The 18856-nt window shown below is 63.0% G+C and carries 24 protein-coding genes; 14 read left to right on the top strand and 10 right to left on the bottom strand.

Translation table 11 applies throughout. From position 1 onward, the window contains the following. The first annotated feature begins 14 nt into the window (after nucleotides 1-14). Nucleotides 15-1418, top strand: a complete 1404-nt coding sequence (locus JQ611_RS22110; protein ID WP_212466587.1) for a hypothetical protein — start codon at nucleotides 15-17, stop codon at nucleotides 1416-1418. 54 nt (nucleotides 1419-1472) lie between these two features. Here JQ611_RS22110 and JQ611_RS22105 read toward each other — a convergent pair whose 3' ends face one another. Together JQ611_RS22105 and JQ611_RS22100 are read right to left on the bottom strand one after the other, a co-directional pair. Then, nucleotides 1473-3341, bottom strand: a complete 1869-nt coding sequence (locus JQ611_RS22105; protein ID WP_212387199.1) for a dihydroxy-acid dehydratase — start codon at nucleotides 3339-3341, stop codon at nucleotides 1473-1475. A gap of 126 nt (nucleotides 3342-3467) precedes the next feature. Continuing rightward, nucleotides 3468-4196, bottom strand: a complete 729-nt coding sequence (locus JQ611_RS22100) for a TetR/AcrR family transcriptional regulator (protein WP_212466586.1) — start codon at nucleotides 4194-4196, stop codon at nucleotides 3468-3470. 123 nt (nucleotides 4197-4319) lie between these two features. Between JQ611_RS22100 and JQ611_RS22095 the strand changes: the two genes are divergently transcribed. The 6 genes from JQ611_RS22095 to JQ611_RS22070 all read left to right on the top strand — a co-directional run bounded on the left by JQ611_RS22095 (nucleotide 4320) and on the right by JQ611_RS22070 (nucleotide 9103). Further along, nucleotides 4320-5723 (top strand): carotenoid oxygenase family protein, encoded by a 1404-nt coding sequence (locus JQ611_RS22095; protein WP_212466585.1) that lies wholly within the window; start codon nucleotides 4320-4322, stop codon nucleotides 5721-5723. Between the two features lie 185 nt (nucleotides 5724-5908). Next, entirely contained in the window at nucleotides 5909-6313 is a 405-nt protein-coding gene (locus tag JQ611_RS22090; protein WP_212387205.1) for an MAPEG family protein, read from the top strand. Between the two features lie 149 nt (nucleotides 6314-6462). After that, nucleotides 6463-7041, top strand: a complete 579-nt coding sequence (locus JQ611_RS22085; protein ID WP_212264318.1) for a hypothetical protein — start codon at nucleotides 6463-6465, stop codon at nucleotides 7039-7041. A gap of 45 nt (nucleotides 7042-7086) precedes the next feature. Continuing rightward, complete coding sequence (locus tag JQ611_RS22080; RefSeq protein ID WP_212466584.1) at nucleotides 7087-7641, top strand: inner membrane-spanning protein YciB; 555 nt, start codon at nucleotides 7087-7089, stop codon at nucleotides 7639-7641. Between the two features lie 167 nt (nucleotides 7642-7808). Beyond that, entirely contained in the window at nucleotides 7809-8105 is a 297-nt protein-coding gene (locus JQ611_RS22075) for a hypothetical protein (protein ID WP_212264316.1), read from the top strand. A 38-nt stretch (nucleotides 8106-8143) separates the two neighbouring features. Then, nucleotides 8144-9103, top strand: coding sequence for an SH3 domain-containing protein (locus tag JQ611_RS22070; protein WP_212466583.1), 960 nt, complete (start codon nucleotides 8144-8146; stop codon nucleotides 9101-9103). 173 nt (nucleotides 9104-9276) lie between these two features. Here JQ611_RS22070 and JQ611_RS22065 read toward each other — a convergent pair whose 3' ends face one another. From JQ611_RS22065 to JQ611_RS22055, 3 genes are read right to left on the bottom strand one after another with little or no spacing between them, the layout of a single operon-like run. Then, on the bottom strand, nucleotides 9277-9900 hold the full coding sequence (locus tag JQ611_RS22065) for a DUF429 domain-containing protein (RefSeq protein WP_312012106.1): 624 nt from the start codon (nucleotides 9898-9900) through the stop codon (nucleotides 9277-9279). A 59-nt stretch (nucleotides 9901-9959) separates the two neighbouring features. Further along, the gene (locus JQ611_RS22060; RefSeq protein WP_212387218.1) at nucleotides 9960-10403 is read right to left on the bottom strand and encodes a MaoC family dehydratase; all 444 of its coding nucleotides are present in this window, start codon (nucleotides 10401-10403) and stop codon (nucleotides 9960-9962) included. Nucleotides 10404-10433: 30 nt separating this feature from the next. Then, a complete protein-coding gene (locus JQ611_RS22055; protein WP_212264312.1) occupies nucleotides 10434-12086 on the bottom strand; it encodes a fumarate hydratase in 1653 nt (550 codons plus the stop codon). Between the two features lie 124 nt (nucleotides 12087-12210). On the opposite strand from JQ611_RS22055, the gene JQ611_RS22050 reads away from it, so the two are divergent. From JQ611_RS22050 to JQ611_RS22025, 6 genes are all read left to right on the top strand, one after another. Next, nucleotides 12211-12741, top strand: a complete 531-nt coding sequence (locus tag JQ611_RS22050; protein WP_212387220.1) for a hypothetical protein — start codon at nucleotides 12211-12213, stop codon at nucleotides 12739-12741. 32 nt (nucleotides 12742-12773) lie between these two features. Then, nucleotides 12774-13319, top strand: a complete 546-nt coding sequence (locus JQ611_RS22045) for a hypothetical protein (protein ID WP_249133357.1) — start codon at nucleotides 12774-12776, stop codon at nucleotides 13317-13319. Between the two features lie 72 nt (nucleotides 13320-13391). Further along, entirely contained in the window at nucleotides 13392-13865 is a 474-nt protein-coding gene (locus JQ611_RS22040) for a hypothetical protein (RefSeq protein ID WP_212466581.1), read from the top strand. Between the two features lie 139 nt (nucleotides 13866-14004). Then, nucleotides 14005-14190, top strand: coding sequence for a hypothetical protein (locus JQ611_RS22035; protein WP_212387224.1), 186 nt, complete (start codon nucleotides 14005-14007; stop codon nucleotides 14188-14190). Nucleotides 14191-14279: 89 nt separating this feature from the next. Then, on the top strand, nucleotides 14280-14954 hold the full coding sequence (locus JQ611_RS22030; protein WP_212387227.1) for an isoprenylcysteine carboxylmethyltransferase family protein: 675 nt from the start codon (nucleotides 14280-14282) through the stop codon (nucleotides 14952-14954). A 7-nt stretch (nucleotides 14955-14961) separates the two neighbouring features. Then, a complete protein-coding gene (locus JQ611_RS22025) occupies nucleotides 14962-15321 on the top strand; it encodes a GFA family protein (protein ID WP_212264307.1) in 360 nt (119 codons plus the stop codon). Between the two features lie 136 nt (nucleotides 15322-15457). Here the strand turns inward: JQ611_RS22025 and JQ611_RS22020 are convergent, their stop codons facing one another. Further along, the gene (locus JQ611_RS22020; RefSeq protein WP_212466580.1) at nucleotides 15458-16165 is read right to left on the bottom strand and encodes a glutathione S-transferase; all 708 of its coding nucleotides are present in this window, start codon (nucleotides 16163-16165) and stop codon (nucleotides 15458-15460) included. Nucleotides 16166-16364: 199 nt separating this feature from the next. Between JQ611_RS22020 and JQ611_RS22015 the strand changes: the two genes are divergently transcribed. Then, nucleotides 16365-16808, top strand: coding sequence for a DUF3606 domain-containing protein (locus JQ611_RS22015; protein WP_212264305.1), 444 nt, complete (start codon nucleotides 16365-16367; stop codon nucleotides 16806-16808). 109 nt (nucleotides 16809-16917) lie between these two features. Here JQ611_RS22015 and JQ611_RS22010 read toward each other — a convergent pair whose 3' ends face one another. The 4 genes from JQ611_RS22010 to JQ611_RS21995 form a co-directional block, all read right to left on the bottom strand. Next, the gene (locus tag JQ611_RS22010; protein WP_212264304.1) at nucleotides 16918-17295 is read right to left on the bottom strand and encodes a hypothetical protein; all 378 of its coding nucleotides are present in this window, start codon (nucleotides 17293-17295) and stop codon (nucleotides 16918-16920) included. A gap of 145 nt (nucleotides 17296-17440) precedes the next feature. After that, nucleotides 17441-17800 (bottom strand): hypothetical protein, encoded by a 360-nt coding sequence (locus JQ611_RS22005; RefSeq protein WP_212466579.1) that lies wholly within the window; start codon nucleotides 17798-17800, stop codon nucleotides 17441-17443. Nucleotides 17801-17933: 133 nt separating this feature from the next. Continuing rightward, nucleotides 17934-18224, bottom strand: coding sequence for a hypothetical protein (locus JQ611_RS22000; RefSeq protein WP_409411292.1), 291 nt, complete (start codon nucleotides 18222-18224; stop codon nucleotides 17934-17936). A gap of 10 nt (nucleotides 18225-18234) precedes the next feature. Continuing rightward, complete coding sequence (locus JQ611_RS21995; RefSeq protein ID WP_212466577.1) at nucleotides 18235-18726, bottom strand: amidohydrolase family protein; 492 nt, start codon at nucleotides 18724-18726, stop codon at nucleotides 18235-18237. Between the last annotated feature and the right edge of the window lie 130 nt (nucleotides 18727-18856).

Below are 18856 nucleotides of genomic sequence, written 5' to 3'. Positions count from 1 at the left end.
GATTAGATCACCGTATGTGGTTTCCGATCATCGCCTGGATAGTGCTGTTCAGCGCTTGCGCGTTTTTTGCAGGCGCGACATTGGGACTCGATCCAGCCCAAATATCGGTTCAGCTTTCGGCGTTGCCAGGTCCCCAGCGGTTCGCGCTCGGCGCCATCATGTTGACCACCCTATCGCTGATCGGCTCATCCGTCTGGCAGGCTTACGGCCTGGCGCGCCAGAATAAATTACTGCGGGACCGCCTCAGGGGCCTGCGACAAGGGGTTGTGGCCGCGCATGATGCGCAAGCTGGTTTCGAATCGTCGGTCCAGCATCTCGCCAAGAGCGACCCCGAAGAAGCCATCGTGTCGCTTCAGGCGACGCTCGCGGACACCGAAAAACGGATCGCCGTACAGCAGAGCCGGTACGACTCCGTCGATCTCCATGAGCGGCTTGAAGAGATCCGGCGTCGCCAGCAGGCGCTTCGAGAGACGGTCGGCGTCGTGTCGGAGAAGCGACGTGTCGCCGAGCCGGTATTCAGCGAATTGAAGGACCGGCTGCGTCAGCTCGACAGATGGCTCACCGAGCTCGAAACCGATGACAACAAGAAAAATCTCGGCGATCGCGTGGGCGAACTGGACCAAAGCGTATCGGCGATTCACAACCGTCATGGCGTGCTGCAGCAGTCACTGGCGACGCTCAACCGCTTCAAGGAAGAACTGGCCAAGACCCACGCAGAGCTTGTACCCATGCGCACGCCGGAAACGGGGATCAACGCCCTCATTACCGAGCTGCGCTCATCCGGCGACCAGTTGACCAGGATGCTGGATGAACTCGAATCCAGCGGGGATGAAAAGCTCAGTCTGCGCGTCGAGAGCCTTTCGAAGAACAAGCTCGAGATCGAGCAGCGGGTCGCGCACGTCGATGATTGCTTCCATATTCTGGACGCCATTCGCCTGGACCTGGAAGAGCTCAGGGAACGTCGGACGCATCTGGAGCGCTCACTTGCAGCGATTGAGACGGATTCCAGCGGCGCCAGCCTGCTCGACCGCCAGAACGCGCTGAACGAATTCATCGTCGACTGTCGATTGCGTCTCCGGAACTTGCAGGATTTTTCGTCGACGCTGGGCCAGTTCAAGGAGGAACTGGCCACGTCGCAGGCCGGACTGGCGCCGCTGCAAGGACCGGTCTACGGCATCGAGGCGTTGATCGCTGAAGTGAATATCGGTCACGCGATCCTGAGCAAGACGCTTGGCGAGATCGAACTGAAGGGCGATGAAGGGCTGGCCTCGCGCGTGGACGCGATCGCCACCAACAAGACCGAGCTCGACGCGAGAATTTCCAGGATCTTCGAAGATTTTCAGAAGCTCGATTCGATGCGGAAGAATATCGGCGAGATGTTCACGAGCATCCGAGGCACTCTCAATAGAATAGGTTGAGCGCCTTCCGCGCCCCGGAGGGCGCGGCTTCCAGCACATCCAATCGGCCGCTTCCTAAAACGCCTTCTCCGCCTCCGGCCGGTGCTTGTTCTTCGGCACGAAGCCCGAGCGTGTGGCTTCACGGGGGTAACGCACCCAGACTTCGCGGTTCGGGTGCAGGCCGCCGCCGCGGGTGGCCGGCACGGCAGAGAGCCGCGCGCGGTGCAACAGGCGGGTGTCGGCGACGCCGCAGTTCGGGTGCAGGCCGCCATTGGCCGCCACCACCTTGTCCCAGGCCGCCTTGCGCGCCTTCAGAACGGCCGGATCCGCCAGCGCCGTGCAATTGAGTTCGTTCTTGTTGAGATCGGCGATGATCTCGTCACCGTCCTCGACGAAGGCGATGGGGCCGCCGAGGCCGGCCTCAGGGCCGACATGGCCGATGACGAGGCCGACCGATCCGCCGGAGAACCGCGCATCGGTCATCAGCGCGACCACGATGCCGCGCTCACGGCACAGCGTGGTGATGCGCGAGGTGGGATCGAGCATTTCCGGCATGCCGGGCGCGCCGCTCGGACCCTCGTAGCGCACGATGATCATGTCGTTGTTCTGGAAAAGGTCGGGCGTCTTGTCGAGCGCCTCAAGTAGCCCCCGCTCGCCTTCGAACACGCGCGCTCTGCCGCGGAACAGGTTGTTTTCCAGCCCGCCTTCGACGCCAGCCAGTTTCAGAATGGCGGAAAATTCCGGCGACAGATTGCCGCCGAGAACGCGCAGGCCACCGGTCGGCTTGTAGGGTTTTGCCACGGTGTAGATGACCGTGCCGTCGGCGGGTTTGGTTTCGAGGCGCTTGACCTGCTCGGCCAGGGTTTCGCCGGTGCAGGTCATCACGTCACCGTTGAGCAGTCCGGCCTCCAGCAATTCGCGAACGATCACCTGCACGCCGCCGACGGCATCGATGTCGACCATCGAATATTTGCCGTACGGCCGGGCGTCGGTGAGGACAGGCACGACGTATTGCGACAGATGATTGAACTCGGCCGGCGTCATCACCTCTTTCCAGAAGTCCGCGAAGCCTGCGGCGCGCGCGATCTCCGGCGCATGCAGCGTGACGTTGGTCGAGCCGCCGATCGCCATCGCGACGATCACGGCGTTGCGGATCGAGTCGCGGACCACGATGTCGCGCGGCTTGAGGCCCTTCGCGATCATCTGCGCGAGGTAGCCGACGAGCTGGTCCGGAAACTCCTTGAGGCGGCGGGGATCGTCGGACGGCGGCGCCACCATGTGCAGCGGCTGCATGCCGACGACGCCGATGAAGGTCTGCATGGTGTTGTAGGTGAACATGCCGCCGCAACTGCCGTAGCCGGGACAGGCATGGCAGGCGATGTGGTGGCGGTATTCCGCATCAGGGTTGCCGGCGACCTGGTAGGCGCTGACGATGTCGAGCTTCTCGCCGGTGTTCGGATCGGTGCCGGGATGGATCGCGCCGTCGGACATGATGATCGCGGGCTGATTGTGCTCGAGCAGCGCGGCCAGCGTGCCGACCGGCGGCTTGTCGCAGGCGACGACGGCGATGGTGCCGAGGAGCCCAGTGGCCTCCAGATGTTCGCACAGCGCATCGTGGGTAATTTCACGCCCGATCAGCGAGTAGCGCATTTCGCGCGTCCCGTTGCGGATGCCGTCCGAGGTGGCGATGGTGTATTCCGGCTGGACCAGGCGCAGCTTCATCTGGCCGGCGCCCTTGCCGACATGGCTCTTGAGGCTGGCGTGGATCGCATCGACCTTCGCCATCACCCCCATGTAGCACTGGCTGTCGCCCTTGGTGCCGACCACGCCGACCGACGGCTCGTGGATCAGGTCCTGATCGGCGCCAAGTACGCGCGCGATCCCGATGGTCTGGGCCGTGCGGCCGGGATGACGATCGATGAGGACGGCTTTGGAGTCTGTCACGGCTAGTTCCTTCCCGGCGGGGCTCGTTCGGTCGATATTAGAAACGATTTAAGCCGCACCTTATAGAGCGCCGACCTGCGGGAAGTCACGCGGAAGTCACATGCCCGATAGCTGGTATGCTGCCACCTAGGCCCCCGGCGGCCGGGGCACGGCCCCGCGCAGCATCGCGTCGAGCAGCTTGTCGGCGGACGTACCCTCGGGCAACCGCTCCAGAATGCCCGTGAGCCGGCCGTCAAGCAGCAGCGTGGTAAAACCATGCACCAGCGACCACGCGCGTGCGATGGCGGCGGCCTGATCCAGCGAGATTCCATCCTGTGGAATCTGCTCGTGCCGGCTGGCGCCGACACCGCGGGTCAGCCCTGCGAACGCGGCATCGGAAGCCTCATGCAGCGAGGGACGCGAATAATCCAGCCGTGCGCTGCGGAACATCACGCCGTACATACCGGGATGCGCCTGCGCGTAGGCGACGTAGGCTTTGGCGCTCGCCAGCCCCTTCATGATCGGCAGCGTCTCGCTGTTGCCGGCGGTGACCATGGCCTCGTTGAACATCCGAAAGCCGATCGCCGCGAGTTCGCTGACAAGGCCGGTGAGATCGCCGAAATGATGGGTCGGTGCGGCATGTGAGACGCCGGCCTCGCGCGCCACCGCGCGCAGCGTCAGCCCCGCCAGTCCGTCGCGCTCCAGCACCCGCTCGGCTGCCTGCAGAAGGGCCTCGCGCAGGTCGCCATGATGATAGGGGGTATCGCCCGGTGATTTGCGCCGCCGCACGGCGGGCCGTTCGGCAGCCGCCCTCGCCGGTTTGCGGGTCCGCGCGACGGTGCGAACGACTTTGTTTTCTCTCGATGTTTTGGCCATTTGAACCCCTTGCGAATCCTTATAGCCGCAATTTTTACACTGTAAAGATTTTGCTTGACGATGGCTGGCATGCCCTGTAGTCATATCTTTACGTTGTAAAGATCAAACCGGGAGGAAGCGACGATGCTCGATCAAGTGGCGACCAACGCGGCGCGGACCAATCTGGCGCCTATACCGATGGAATGCGACGCACCGTTCCTGAAGGTGACCGGCGAATTGCCGCGCGAGCTCAACGGCACGCTTTATCGCAACGGCCCCAACCCGCAATTCGAAGCGCCCGGCGCGCACTGGTTCGTCGGCGACGGCATGCTGCACGCCTTCCATCTCGAGAACGGCCGCGCCAGCTATCGCAACCGCTGGGTCCGCACCCCCAAATGGCAGGCCGAGCATGATGCCGGCCGCGCGTTGTTCGGCGGCTTTGGCCGCAAGCTGCCGGGCGCGCCCGCCGATGTCACCAATGACGGCGGCGTCGCCAACACCAACATCATCTTCCACGGCGGCCGCCTGCTGGCGCTGGAAGAAGGCCATATGCCGACCGAGATCGAACCGGGCACCCTGGAGCGTATGGGCTATTGCGACTACAAGGGCGCGATCGCAGGCCCCTTTACGGCGCATCCCAAGATCGACCCCGTCACCGGCGAGATGGTTTTCTTCGGCTACAACGCCGCGGGGCCGCTGACCCCTGCCCTCTCGTTCGGATCGGTCAACGCCTCAGGCGTGGTGACGCGGTTCGATCGCTTCGAAGCGCCTTATGCCAGCATGGTGCACGACTTCATCGTCACCGAAAACCACATGTTGTTTCCGATCCTGCCGATCACCGGCAGCATGGAGCGGGCAATGCGCGGCAAGCCGCCTTACGCCTGGGAGCCGGAGAAAGGCGCCTATGTCGGCGTCATGAAGCGCACCGGCTCGGCGAAAGACATCGTCTGGTTCCGCGCCGAGAGCTGCTACGTGTTCCACGTCGTGAACGCGTGGGAGGAAGGCGGCCGCATCGTCGCCGACGTGATGCAGTTCGAGGAAGCGCCACTGTTCACCCACCCCGACGGCTCGCCGACGGACCCCGAAAAATCGCGCGCACGCTATTGCCGCTGGACCTTTGATCTCTCCGGCAATACCGACCGCTTCACGCAAACCTATCTCGACGATTTGACCGGCGAATTCCCGCGCATCGACGATCGCCGCGCGGGCCTTGCCAGCAACCACGGCTGGTACGCCTGCGCCAATCCTGACCTGCCGATGTTCGGCGCGCTGTCCGGCATCGTGCATGTCGACGGCAAGGGCAAGCGGCTGGGCAAATATCACCTGCCCGCCGGCGACACCATTTCCGAAGCCGTGTTCGTCGAGCGCGGTGAAGATGCCGCCGAGGGCGATGGCTGGCTGCTATCAGCGGTCTGGCGCGCGCGGGAAAACCGCAGCGACCTGGCAGTGTTCAACGCCAAAGACGTCGAAGCCGGACCGGTGGCGCTGGTGCATCTCGGGCATCGCGTGCCCGATGGCTTCCATGGCAATTGGGTGAGTGCGACCTGAGGGTCCTCCCGTCATTCCCCGATGCGCAATTGCGCATCTGAGGGCATCGCGCAGCGATGAACCCGGAATCTAGAGATGATAGAATACGATAATCTCGAGATTCCGGGTTCGCGCTAACGCGCGCCCTCAGATGCGCTATTGCGCATCGGGGAATGACGCTATGAGTCGTCTCGGGGGACCCACACATGCACATACCCACGATCACCGGCTTCTATCTCGCCATTCTCGCGCTGCTGTATCTCGTGCTCGGCCTGCAGGTCTCGCGCCTGCGGCGGGGACATCGCATCGTGTTCGGCGACGGCGACAACATCAAGCTGCGCAGCGCCATTCGCGCGCATGGCAATTTTGCCGAATATGTCCCTGTTATCGTGTTGCTGGTCGCGCTGCTGGAAATGTCCGGTATGCCGACCGCGCGGGTGCACCTCTTGATGGGAATGCTGCTGGTGGCGCGGCTGCTGCATCCGCTCGGCATGTATGTCGGCCCACGCACCTTGCAGTTTCAGATCTGCCGGGTCGGCGGCATTCTGCTTACCCTGCTTGTGCTGCTCGCAGCCGCGCTTCTTGCGCTGGCGCGCTTCTGGCCGTTATAGTCCTCGCTCAATTCCGCACAACTAACTGTATTAATTGACTATTTCGCTACAATTCATTTATTTTGACACTGTAAAGATTTTCCTTGACGCCTCCCGCCCTTACCCCTACGGTATCTTTACGATGTAAAGATAAAGCCGGAGAGGCTGCCATGACGATCCTCCTGATCCTCGCCCCCTACGGTGCCTTCGCCCTGCTGATGCTGGTGACTTCGGCCGACGTCGCCCTGTTCGGCGCTGCCGCGATTTGCCTCCCGGCGATCGCCTACGACATGGTTCGCGGCCGCTCGCTGAAGATCCTGGGCGTGGGCTCCGTCGTGGTCTTTACCGCGATCGGCGGTTACGTCACCGAGATCGATCCTGACCTCAGCGTCTCCGGCGTCAAGCTCGCGGTCGATGCCGGCATGTTCCTGGTCACGCTGGGCTCGATCATCGCTGGCAAACCCTTCACGCTGCAATATGCGCTTGAGGTGGTCGATGCCAAGACCGCGAAGCTGCCCGGCTTCATCAAGGCGAACTATATCATCACCTGGGCATGGACCGGCGCGATGGTGTTGATGATGGCCGGCAATGCCGCGCTGATCTATGTGCCGGGCCTGCCACTGTGGGCGGGACTGCTGGTCGCGTTTGCCGCACGCAACAGCGCGGCCTATTTCACCAAATGGTATCCCGAATACTGCAAGGCGAAGTATGGCACCCCGCCCGCCAACGCTTTGCCCGGCACGCACTAAGATATCGATCTCTCCGAGCCACCGCATTCAACAGAAAGCAGCGCGATGAAAGACGTATTCGCAAGATTAGGCGCCGACTTTTTCTCCACCATCGTGTTCATCGCGATCTATCTCGCGACCGACAACGTGTTGCTGGCGACCGGCGTCGCGATCGCAGGCGCCATCGGCCAGGTGATCTATTCCCGCATCAAGGGCAAGGAACTCGGCTACATGACCTGGGCCAGCCTCGGCCTCGTGATCGTGCTCGGCGGCGCCACGCTCTTGACCCACGACCCGCGCTTCGTGCTGGCGAAACCCGCGATCGGGCATTTTGCGATCGGCCTCATCATGCTCAAGCGCGGCTGGATGCTGCGCTATATGCCGCCGATCGTGACCCAGACCATCCCGGAATATGTCACCGTCGCAGGCTACGTCTGGGCCGGGCTGTGCTTCGTGCTCGCCGCCGGCACCATCGGCGTCGCGATGACCGGCGACATGAAGCTGTGGACGTTCTATGTGACCGTCGTCCTGATCGGGGCCAAGATTGCTCTGTTCGCCGTGCAATATGTCGCGTTCCGCGTCCTGGTCGGCAGCCGCCTGCGCGCGGCCGCCCGCGCGTAAGTACCGTAGGCAAAGCGTTTTCAAGCGAAGTGGATACCGGTTCGCGTCAAGAAAACGCGTCAAAAGGAAGGCTACAGGGTTGGGCTTGCGCGGCAAGATGGGTTATACCGCCGCCGGGAGAACTCAGAACCATTCCGGTTGCTGGGAAATGTATTGGGGAGACCAAGATGGCCGTGGACGGAAACTGGGATATCGTCATGACCACGCCGATGGGCGAGCGCAAGGCGACGCTGACGTTGAAGAATTCCGGCGGCACGCTGACGGGCACGCAAGGCGCCGACGGCAATTCCGGCGACATCTTCGACGGCACCGCCAATGGCGACGACGTCGCCTGGAAGATCTCCATCACCAACCCGATGCCGCTGACGCTCGCCTTCACCGGAAAAGTTTCCGGCGACAGCATGTCCGGCGAAATGGGCATCGGCCCGATGGGCAGTTTTCCGTTCACGGGCACCCGGGCCTGATACGGACGGAGCAGCTTCGCTCCCTCGTTGTTCGATCCATGCAAAAGACCACACTGCTTTCAATCGCCGTCGTCGCCTCCCTGGTGACGGCGGCGATCGCACAATCCGCGCCCGAGCCCGAGCCGGCATGGCGCGCCAGCGCGCTCGCTTTGGTGCCGGCGGGCTATGTCGCGGGCGAAGCCTACCGCACCACTGATATGACCGGATACCTCGCGGTCTATCCGGCAGGCGCGAACGACCCCAAGTCCGCTGCCAGCGTGTTCGCAGCCCGCCAGGTGCTCGTCATCAAGCTCGACAAGGATGAGCGGCGTGCGCTGTCGGCGGAATTGAAGCCGCGCAGCGACGCCACGCGCGGCAACCGCGACACCACGATGACCGATCCCGACGGCCAGGAAAGCGAGTTCGCAAAATCGCACGCCGAACTCGCGGCCAAACGCGCGGCGCTGCCTGATGGTACCGAGCCCTGCAATCTCGGCGCCTGGTCGGAAGATCGCGATCCCAAGGGCCTCAACGTCCGCGCCGAGCCTTCGGTGAAATCGCGCGTGCTCGGCACGCTGCCGCCGCCCTATCGCCTGAAGATGGCTGGCAGTGAGAACACACCCGAAGACGGCTGGCTGACCGAATTCCGCGTCATCGGATTCAAGGACGGCTGGTTCCTGATCGAAGGCGCGACGCCGCCCGGCAAGGAATATGAGGACGAAAAGAAATATCCGCGCAACGCGCCAAAACCCTATTCGGGGCGCGGCTGGGTCGCCGCGAACAAGGTCGGCGCAAACTACGCCAATGGCGGCACGCGGATGGGCGGATTATTCCAGGCGCCGTTCGCCGATGCGAAGTGGACGCCGGCGCAGCGCAAGCTCGGCGGCCCCCTCGACACCGACGGCGGCCCGAAGCGCCTGCTCGCCTGCAGCGGCTATTGGGGCCTCGTCGAAAGCCAGGACGGCGTGCGCGGCTGGTGGCGCAGCCTGTGCTCCAGCCAGGTCACGAATTGCAGTTGAGGGGTCGATGTCGTCCCGGCCTAGTGCGCACTTGCGCACGGGGGGCCGGGACCCATACACCGTGGCGATTGTGAATTGGCACGATGGTCGATGACTTCCTTCAAACAACAGATGATCGGGGCTATGGGTCCCGGCCTTCGCCGGGACGACAAGTGAGACGTCCGCTGGCGCCGTTAGAACCAGATTTGCATCGGCAGACCGTCGGCGTCCGGTAATGGCGATCCGACGCTGCCTGCGGGTTCGCGCGCGGCAATCGCCACGGCGCTGGCGTCCAGGACATCGTCACGCTTCGCGCCGGTGCCGATCCGCGCCTTGCCGAGCCATTGCTCGATATCGCCAAGCCCGCTCCGCTTGAGTAACATCCGACGAAGCGAATCTCCTTCCTCGGATTTCTTCGACGGCAAGGGTTTGTTTGCGTTCAACCGCAGAAACACCAGCTCGGGATGGACCTCGCGGACATCAAGCGCGCGATGCGCACGCAGGAAAGCGTCTACCTCCATGATCTTCGGTCCGAGATGCCAGAGCTGGCGCGATATTCGCTTTTGGCCGCGCCGCAGGCATTCCCTGTTCGCTTCGTCGGGGTTGTTGAAGCCTTGCCAAATCCAGCGCCGCGCGCCCGTGAAAACACGCGAGGTGTGCGGGCGCAATTCGTCGCGGGCGAGCAGATCACACGCGCGCTCGCCGTGGTCGGCCATGCCGATGGGGATATCGATCCCTGCCCGATCGAATGGGCGCGACAACGCTTCCGAGACATCGCGATGGAAGGAAATTTCGTGCGTGCCGCCTTCAAGACGCACGGCGACCCAGCCGTTGCCAAATCCATCGAGGCCGACGGCTCTGCAGCTCCCGCCCCCGCTCACTTCGGCCGGCTTGGCACGATCGCAATCGGATTGAATGCGTAGACCGCCTCGCCGCGCTGATTATAGGCCGTCCATTTGATGCGAACGACGCCATGCGGCTTCGAGCGTGAAGGCACCAGTTCGACCAGTTCCCCTTCAAGATGAATCGTATCGCCGGGCCGCACGGGTTTCAGCCAGCGAAGATCATCGACACCGGCGCCGAACAGGGGATGTGGTCCGAACGGACGACAGCTCGACGCAAGCCGCATCGCAATGGCAGCCGTGTGCCACCCGGAAGCGGCGAGGCCGCCAAGTATGGTATTCTTCGCCGCTTCCTCGTCGAGGTGGAATGGCTGCGGATCATACTCGGTCGCGAAGCGGATGATGTCGTCCTTCGACACCGTCACTCCGTCGCTCTTGAAGCGCATCCCGAGCTTCAGGTCCTCGAACCATTCGACCATCACACCCTCGCTCACAATCTGGACGCCGCCTCACCCCAAATTCAATTCCTTGAAGAAATCATTGCCCTTGTCGTCGATGATGATGAAGGCCGGAAAATCCACCACCTCGATGCGCCAGATCGCTTCCATGCCGAGTTCGGGATATTCTACCACCTCGACCTTCTTGATGCAGTGCTCGGCAAGGTTGGCCGCGGCGCCGCCGATCGAGCCGAGATAGAAGCCGCCGTGCTTCTTGCAGGCCTCGCGCACCGCGACCGCGCGGTTGCCCTTGGCGACCATCACCATGGAGCCGCCCGCGGCCTGGAACTGGTCGACGAAGGAATCCATGCGTCCCGCGGTGGTCGGACCGAACGCGCCGGAGGCGTAGCCGTCGGGCGTCTTGGCGGGACCGGCGTAATAGACCGGATGGTTCTTGAAGTAATCCGGCAGCGGCTCGCCCTTCTCCAGCCGCTCGCGCAATTTGGCGTGGGCGGAATCGCGCGCGACGATCATCGTGCCGGTCATCGAGACCCGCGTCTTGATCGGATGCTTTGAAAGCGTCGCCAGAATATCCTTCATCGGCTGGTTGAGATCGATTTTTACCACCTCGCCGCCGAGCGCTTGCTCGACCGCCGGCAAATACTGCGCGGGGTTGTGCTCAAGCTCCTCGAGATAGACGCCGTCTTTCGTAATCTTGCCGAGCACCTGGCGGTCGGCCGAACAGGACACGCCGAGACCAATGGGCAGCGACGCGCCGTGGCGCGGCATCCGGATCACGCGCACGTCGTGGCAGAAATACTTGCCGCCGAACTGCGCGCCGACGCCGAGCGACTGCGTCATCTTCAAAATTTCCTGCTCCATCTCCAGATCGCGGAAGGCGTTGCCATCGGCCGATCCATGGGTGGGCAGCGCATCGAGATAGCGCGCGGACGCCAGCTTCACCGTCTTCATGCAAAGCTCGGCCGAGGTGCCGCCGATCACGATCGCCAGGTGATAGGGCGGGCACGCCGCCGTCCCGAGGGTCAAAACCTTCTCCTTCAGGAACGCCAGCAGGCGATCTTTCGTCAGCACGGACGGCGTCGCCTGGAACAGAAAACTCTTGTTGGCGGAACCGCCGCCCTTGGCCATGAACATGAACTTGTAGGCGTCATCGCCCTCGGCATAGATCTCGCACTGCGCCGGCATGTTGTTGGCGGTGTTCTTTTCCTCGTACATCGAGATCGGCGCCACCTGCGAATAACGCAGGTTGCGGCGCAGATAGGCGTCGCGCGCGCCTTCCGAGAGCGCGGCCTCGTCGTCGCCGTCGGTGATGACGCGGGCGCCCTTCTTGCCCATGATGATCGCGGTGCCGGTGTCCTGGCACATCGGCAGCACGCCGCCGGCGGCGATGTTGGCATTCTTCAGGAAATCGAACGCGACGAACTTGTCGTTGTCGCTGGCTTCCTTGTCCTCGAGGATGTTGGCCAGCTGCTTCAGATGGCCGGGGCGCAGATAGTGGTTGATGTCGCCGAAGGCGGCCTCGGAGAGCGCCCGCAGCGCCTCGCGCGACACCACCAGCATGTCCTTGCCCAGCACCTTCTCGACCCGCACGCCCTCGGCCGTGATCTTCTTGTAGGGCGTGGTGTCCGCGCCCAGCGGAAACAGCGGCGTGTGCTTGTAGGGCGGAACGGGCTTTTGGTCGGGAAAGGCGGTGGGGGCGTTCATGGGCTGGGCTCGCAAGGTTTTGGGGGCGGAAGCGTCCACGGGACACCCCGGCATTTGAACCGTTCTAAGCACTTTTGACACAAAAGGAAGGTTCCCGAATGGCCATCAGCAATCGAAATCGAGAATGACGACTGTTCCCACCGCAGTGTCGACCGAGACAGTGGCCGCCCCTCCCCCGGTCCCGTCCGCGGCTAGCCTGTCCGGCCTCGGCGTCGCCCTGATCATCATCACGGTCCTCGAACTCCTCGACGGCATTTCGGTGGCATGGGGGATCTTCGGTGATCCTGAAATCGAGGTGCCTGCCGTCAGCGGCGCAGCTAGCCTCATGCACCCGTTGCTGGCGCTGGCGGCCTTGGTGTTCGCCGGCTTCGGGCGCGTGCGCCCCGCGATCGTCATGCTCGGCGCTGTCATCATCGTGACCTGGCTGAAATACATGCCGACCGTGGTGTCGTCAGGAATAGACGCGGTCGGCTTCGGCGCGATCTGGTCGCCTGCACAGATCATCGTGTTCCCGCTATTGGCTGTCTGCGCGATCGGCCTTGCCGCGCGCAACCGTCGGCTGCTCGTTGCCACCGCGTTGGCCAGCCTTCCCACCTTGTTCAACATCGCCGCCATCATCGCGATTGCCATCGGCCTCGCCATACGCGGGGCCTGATGCACAATGCCGGCAAGCCAATGGGGACACCGATGACCGCGGCCGAGATGCGCGCGGCTGCCCCGGCGGCCGGGATCGCGCCTGCCACGTCAGCGCCGCCCCGGATCGGCCTGCGCATCGCGCTGTCTGTGATCGCGCTGCTGGAGCTCTACTGGGGCATGTCGAGCGCACCGACGCTGCTGGACGATATGTCGAAAATCCCGGGTCCCGGCATCGGCGCGGCCGTCATCAAGCTGCATCTTGCCGTCCATCCGGTGCTGGCGCTGTCGGCGCTGCTGTTCGCGGCCATCGGTTACGTGCGCCACGCGGTCATGGCGCTCGGCGCGGTCATGCTCATGACCTGGCTGAGCTACATGCCCTCGGTGATCCGGCACGGGCTCGCTTTCAACGGCCCTTACGCGGCTCTGGAAACATCGGTGCAAATCATCCTGTTCCCGCTGATGGCTGCCTTTGCCATCGCCTGTGCCGCGCGCGACCAGCGGCTCGGGGCCGCCACGGCGCTGGTCAGCACGCCGACCCTGCTCAACCTGTTCACCACGACGGCGTTCTTTATCGCAATGATGATGCGCGGCTTCTGATTGACATTCGAATAGGCCTCTTGCAGGAAGCTGCCGCGCAAGCTTCAATGGGGCCCAGAGGGGCATTTACAAATGACATCACGACGACACTTTCGCCGATCGGTTCTGGTCGCGGCCGCGCTGGCGCTGGCCGCCTTCTCGGCCTCACCGGCCCGCGCCGACCGCTGCGACGACGTCGCCAAGCAACTCGCCAGCCAGGTCGACGGGATCAAGGTCAACTTCAAGGCCGCCAACATCGTCTATCTGACGCACCCCTCCGCGAAGGAACTCTCGATCGGCTGCCGCGGCAAGAGCTACTCGCTCGAGCTCTATGCGAAGACCGACCGGAAATTCAAACCGGAATTTCTCGACATGGTCGCGAGAGCCGGCGCGCTCGTCTTCACCATTCCGAAGCCCGACGTCGTGACCGGCTCGACGCGCTGCATGAAGCGGATGGGCATCCTGCGCGGCGACAAGGTCTCGATGCGCTTCCGCCGGCTCAACATGGAATGCACGCGGACCAAGACCGAGGCCTCGATTGCGGTCACCCGCGGCAAGGACGAGTAGCGGCCCCCCTGCGGAATCCGCTGCATTCTAATGAATTTTCGAGCGCCCCGTTCACCATCGGGCGGGATCACCGGCCGGGATTCACACATCGTTCGCTTCAATGCCTCCAGTGTCGGAGGCAACGAAAAGGATGATGCCGATGGATATCTCTGCTGTGTCCGCGCCGGTGCAGATCAAGCCGCCTGAAGCCAGCGCGCCCAAGCCAGATTTAAAGCCCGCCGACGTACAAAACGGCGCCGCCGCCGACGGCACGCGCCTGCCGAAGCCGACGCTGCTTGCCGCCCTGCCGCCTGGACAGGGAACGCGGATCGACCAGTTCGCATAGAGACTGCTCGCCCTGGCCTTGTCGGGCCAAACGCCGCAAGTTTGCCGAAAAATCACGCGATCATGATGCCCCAGGCAATGGGGATACGCATGATCGCGAAGCTGTTGCTGCAGAACACTTTCTTCGTCGTCGGGATGGGTGCGCTGCTGTTTGCCTCCGCCGGCACGCTGCATTGGCCCGGCGCGTGGGCGTGCCTTGCGACCTCCGCGGTGCTCGGCCCGGCCTGCGGCCTGTGGCTTGCGAAAACCGATCCCGCGCTGCTCGCCGAGCGGATGCGGCTGACGGCACGCGAGGAACAGCCGGCCGCCGACAAGAAGTTCATGCTGGTGTTCGCCGCCACGGGGTTGATCTGGTTCGTCGCGATGGGACTGGACCGGCGCATGCAGGCCTCCCACGTCCCCCTGGCCCTGCAGGTGCTGGGCCTTGCCATGTACCTGCTCTCGACAGCCTTCATCATGTGGGTGTTTCGCGAAAACACGTTCGCGGCCCCCGTGATCAAGGTACAGGCCGCGCGCGACCATCATGTGATCTCGACGGGACCGTACGCCTTTGTCCGCCATCCCATGTACAGTAGCATCATGCTGTTTTTCGTCGGCGTGCCACTGCTGTTGGGATCCTGGTGGGGCGTGGCGCTGGCGCCGCTGTTCGCCATCCTGTTCGCGGTACGCGCCCGTATTGAGGAGCGCGCGCTGATCGCGGGCCTGCCGGGCTATGCTGACTATGCCGCGCGCGTGCGCTATCGTCTGGTTCCGGGAATCTGGTGAGGGACACATGCCTGAAAGCAAGACCTACACGGGCGGCTGCCATTGCGGCCAAGTTCGGTTCGAATGCACCACCGACCTGGCGATGGTGACCGCCTGCAATTGCTCGATCTGCACCAAGAAGGGCCTGCATATCACGTTCCTGGCGCCGAAGAGCTTTCAGCTCCGCGCCGGCGAGGACAATCTACGCGAATATCTCTTCAACAAGCACGCGATCCGCCACCAGCTCTGCATCGATTGCGGCGTCGACGTCTTTGCGCGCGGCACCAGGCCTGATGGCAGCGAAGTGGTGGCGCTCAACGTGAGCTGCATCGACGGCATCGAATTGTCGAAGCTGACGATGACGCCGATCGATGGGAGGAGCAGGTGACGGCAACGCCGTCATTCCGGGGCGATGCGAGAGCATCGAACCTCAGATGTGCAATTGCACATCGGGGAATCTCGAGATTCTCAGGTGCGCAATTGCGCACCGTAGTTCGCGCTCCGCGCGCCCCGGAATGACGAGGTTAGAGATCCAGCGCCTTGTAGCGCCGGAATATCCCGTCCTCATTGAACGCAATCCGCCGCTCGCTGGCGAGATAGGCCTTGATGTTCGGCCGTGCGGCGACGCGGTCATGCAGTTCGACCAGGGCGGGAATGTTCTTTTCAAACGCTTTCATGCGCCTGGGAAAGGCGTAGCGCAGCCCCTCCACGATCTGGAACAGCGACAGGTCGACATAGGTCAGGCGCCGGCCGGTGACGTAGCCGCCGCCACCCGCGGCCAGCAACGCCTCGAAATAATCCAGATATTTCGGCACCCGTGATTTCCAGAATTCGGCGGTGCGCTTTTTAGCGGGCGCCTTCTGCTCCTCGTAATAGAGCGACTGGCCGAGCGGATGATGGGTGTCGTGAACTTCCAGCACGAAATCCGTAATGGTGAGCTGCAGCTGGTGCACCCACAGCCTTGCCGCTTCCGCCTTCGGCGCCAGCCCATGGCGCGCGCCGAGATAAAGCAGGATGTTGGCGGTCTGGCCGATCACGAGGTTTCCCGCTTTCAGGAACGGCGGCGCAAAGGGCGGCGTGCCCTTTGCGGTCTCCATCATCTTCATCATCGCGCTGGTGCCGTTGCCGCTTCGCGCCACGTCGATATAGGCCGCGCCGGCTTCTTCCAGCGCAAGCCGGACGTATTCGCCGCGGCCCTGAATATGCGGCCAGTAATACAGTTGATAGCGCATCGACGGCATCTCCAGGGACCCTGTATCAAGGACCCTGTACCAAGAGCCCTGCTCGCAGCCATAACACATCAGTCCGCATTTCGTTCGTCACAATGCCGGCCGGCCCTGACGCCCATACAGGCGCGAATCTGTCCGAAGGCGGGAGGCCGTGTTAGGTTCCTCCTGGGTGCCGAATTCCTCAACACGACAGGAGCATGGGATGGCGGATAACAAGAAGAAGCGCGGCGGTGCCGATGCCGCGCTGATCGCAATGGGCGAAGCTTACGAAGTCGCCTATTGGTCGAAGAAATTGAAGATCACGCCGGCCCAGCTGAAAGCCGCCGTCAAGAAGGTCGGCCACTCCGCCAGGAAAGTGGAAGCCTATATCGGGGAGCAGAAGCACAAGGCCGCCGACCGCGCCCTGATCGCCGTCAGCCAACCCCACGAAGTCCGCTACTGGTCGAAGAAGTTCAAGGTCACCCCGGCGAAACTGAAGGCTGCCGTCGCCGCCGCCGGGCATTCGTCGAAAAACGTCGGTGTCTATCTGGCCAAGAAGAAAACGACCAAGAAGAAAGCCGCCAAGAAGACCGTCAAAGCGCCTGCCAAAAAGAAGGCTGCAAAAAAGAAGACCGCCGGCAAGGCGTCAAAGAAAAAGGCCGCCTGAAAGGCGGCCTCAAAGCCGGGCATGGCTTCTTCGAGCAACAGCGCCGCGATCGCGGACCCGTCGCGCCGGACAGGGCGACGGCTTCAGGCGATGGCGGCTTGCGTGAGGCTCAATAACCGCAGGTGGCGCAACGCGGCGCGACCGGCGCATAATAGGCACGGGCCGGCGCAACCATTTCAACGCGCTGCTGGACGGCGTATCGCGGGGCTGACCGTTCATAGTGGACGCGGCCGGGCGAGACCATCACGGTCTTCGGCACCATCACAGTGCGATAGCGCGCCGGGGTGCGATACGCGGTGACGCGGCCGGGCGAAACCATCACGGTTTCCCGCACGGTGCGGTACTCCGCCGGGACCACCTGCTGCACGTATTGCTGACCGCAGCAGGGCTGCGGCTGGTAGCAGGAATAACAGCCGGCGGAAGCGGCGGTCGGGATGACGGCGACGGCGAGCGCGGTGGCGAAGGCGGCGGCAATAACACGAGACATGATTATACCTGTTGGCTTGAAGAAAATTCGTGAAGTTGCACGCAACTTCGTCCGTTTGAATGATCTAGCCGAGCAACACCATGCGTCAACTTGAAAACAATATTTACCTTGACGAACATCGCTAACAATTGCTGAACGAGGCGATCTAGCCTTCCGGGGTGCACGCGGGAGTTACGCGGCGCGACATGCTCCTGACAACATAGAGCAGAGCAACCGCAAAGGCTGGATAGACGATGACCCGATATGTGAACGACTCCGGACCGTAGGAACGGCGCAGAGCGATCGTCAGAAGCGTTGTGGAGACCACGGTAACCGCCGTGAAAACGACGACGCTCCATTTGCCGGGAATCCGCGATGAAATCATTGTCAGGAAGGTGATGATCAGCATCCAAAAAGGAGCTTGCGTGATAACCGCGATCAACAGGGCAATGACGATTGCGCCAGACGTGACTGCGCCCGCGCCGGTGCAGCATATCTGGTAGGCTGCGACCAGCCACCACAACACGGCGGCGCCTATGCAGGTGATTACTCCCATTCACAAAGCTTAAGGTTGAAAGGTGACTGACGCCTAAAGGGGGCAGTCCTTTCCGATCAGCGCTGGTTTACGTTTGCTTCATTGGCCTCACGAGACCACGCCGCTACCCGCGCACGCTCGCATGGTCCCAGCCGATCCAGTCGCAGAGCGCGCGGCCCATCACGTCTTCCAGATCGGCGCCCTTCAGCCACGGCAGCTCCTCGGTGAAGAACGTGACGCATTGCCGGTAGCTGCAAGGCATCCGCGTGATGTCGGTGCCCCAGAACATTCGCTTCGGCCCATAGGCATCGAAGATGCGATGCAGCCCGTCTTGGATGTTGCGGAACGGATAAGGCTCGGTTGAATAATGCGGCGCGCCGGTCGCCTTGACCGCGACGTTCGGCAATTGCGCCAGCGCGAGCAGCTCATCGAGATGGACGAACGCCGCGGCATCGCCGCCCGTGCCGGTTCAGGCCGCAATGATCCAGGATCATCTTCAGGCCGGGATGCCGTTCGGCGATCTCGCGAAATTTCGGCAGGAACAGTCCGCCCATCATCGCCAGCGGCAGCCCCTCCTGCTCGGCCGCGGGCCACAGCCAGTCGAGCGAGCCGTCGTAGAGCCACTTCTGGTGCGCTTCCAGCAGCAGCGGCCAGCGCAGCCCCATCATGCCGGACTGCTGGCGCCAGCCATGGATCAGCTTGCGGTTGTCAGGATTTTCGAGCGGAAAATTGCCCATGATGGCAAAGCGGTCCGGATATTTCCGAACCGCCTCGATCGCCAGCGCGTTGGAATCGGGATCCCAGCCGGCTGGCGGATGGATCAGCGCGGCATCCACACCTGCCTCGTCCATCTCGGCCAGGACTTCCTCGGCCGCGAACTTCGCGACCTTGCGATGCAGCCCCGACGTCGGCGTCACGGTTTGATGTGAACCTGCGCGTCGATGATCTTCATGGACTCGTTCCGTCATTCCGGGGTGATGCGAAGCATCGAACCTCAGATGTGCAATTGCACATCGGGGAATCTCGAGATTCCCCGATGTGCAATTG

The organism is Bradyrhizobium sp. AUGA SZCCT0182 (genome assembly GCF_018130185.1).
Taxonomy (GTDB): domain Bacteria; phylum Pseudomonadota; class Alphaproteobacteria; order Rhizobiales; family Xanthobacteraceae; genus Bradyrhizobium.
This window is presented reverse-complemented; position numbering and strand designations above follow the sequence as displayed.

What these genes read in the sequence shown, in the direction of transcription:
- JQ611_RS22060 (WP_212387218.1), bottom strand. Translation starts at nt 10,403, where the DNA reads ATGGTCGAATGGTTCGAGGACCTGAAGCTCGGGATGCGCTTCAAGAGC.
- JQ611_RS22080 (WP_212466584.1), top strand. Translation starts at nt 7,087, where the DNA reads ATGAAAGACGTATTCGCAAGATTAGGCGCCGACTTTTTCTCCACCATC.
- JQ611_RS22035 (WP_212387224.1), top strand. Translation starts at nt 14,005, where the DNA reads ATGGATATCTCTGCTGTGTCCGCGCCGGTGCAGATCAAGCCGCCTGAA.
- JQ611_RS22055 (WP_212264312.1), bottom strand. Translation starts at nt 12,086, where the DNA reads ATGAACGCCCCCACCGCCTTTCCCGACCAAAAGCCCGTTCCGCCCTAC.
- JQ611_RS22040 (WP_212466581.1), top strand. Translation starts at nt 13,392, where the DNA reads ATGACATCACGACGACACTTTCGCCGATCGGTTCTGGTCGCGGCCGCG.
- JQ611_RS22030 (WP_212387227.1), top strand. Translation starts at nt 14,280, where the DNA reads ATGATCGCGAAGCTGTTGCTGCAGAACACTTTCTTCGTCGTCGGGATG.
- JQ611_RS22020 (WP_212466580.1), bottom strand. Translation starts at nt 16,165, where the DNA reads ATGCGCTATCAACTGTATTACTGGCCGCATATTCAGGGCCGCGGCGAA.
- JQ611_RS22070 (WP_212466583.1), top strand. Translation starts at nt 8,144, where the DNA reads ATGCAAAAGACCACACTGCTTTCAATCGCCGTCGTCGCCTCCCTGGTG.
- JQ611_RS22045 (WP_249133357.1), top strand. Translation starts at nt 12,774, where the DNA reads ATGACCGCGGCCGAGATGCGCGCGGCTGCCCCGGCGGCCGGGATCGCG.
- JQ611_RS22015 (WP_212264305.1), top strand. Translation starts at nt 16,365, where the DNA reads ATGGCGGATAACAAGAAGAAGCGCGGCGGTGCCGATGCCGCGCTGATC.
- JQ611_RS22100 (WP_212466586.1), bottom strand. Translation starts at nt 4,196, where the DNA reads ATGGCCAAAACATCGAGAGAAAACAAAGTCGTTCGCACCGTCGCGCGG.
- JQ611_RS22090 (WP_212387205.1), top strand. Translation starts at nt 5,909, where the DNA reads ATGCACATACCCACGATCACCGGCTTCTATCTCGCCATTCTCGCGCTG.
- JQ611_RS22085 (WP_212264318.1), top strand. Translation starts at nt 6,463, where the DNA reads ATGACGATCCTCCTGATCCTCGCCCCCTACGGTGCCTTCGCCCTGCTG.
- JQ611_RS22110 (WP_212466587.1), top strand. Translation starts at nt 15, where the DNA reads ATGTGGTTTCCGATCATCGCCTGGATAGTGCTGTTCAGCGCTTGCGCG.
- JQ611_RS22025 (WP_212264307.1), top strand. Translation starts at nt 14,962, where the DNA reads ATGCCTGAAAGCAAGACCTACACGGGCGGCTGCCATTGCGGCCAAGTT.
- JQ611_RS22050 (WP_212387220.1), top strand. Translation starts at nt 12,211, where the DNA reads ATGACGACTGTTCCCACCGCAGTGTCGACCGAGACAGTGGCCGCCCCT.
- JQ611_RS22010 (WP_212264304.1), bottom strand. Translation starts at nt 17,295, where the DNA reads ATGTCTCGTGTTATTGCCGCCGCCTTCGCCACCGCGCTCGCCGTCGCC.
- JQ611_RS22095 (WP_212466585.1), top strand. Translation starts at nt 4,320, where the DNA reads ATGCTCGATCAAGTGGCGACCAACGCGGCGCGGACCAATCTGGCGCCT.
- JQ611_RS22075 (WP_212264316.1), top strand. Translation starts at nt 7,809, where the DNA reads ATGGCCGTGGACGGAAACTGGGATATCGTCATGACCACGCCGATGGGC.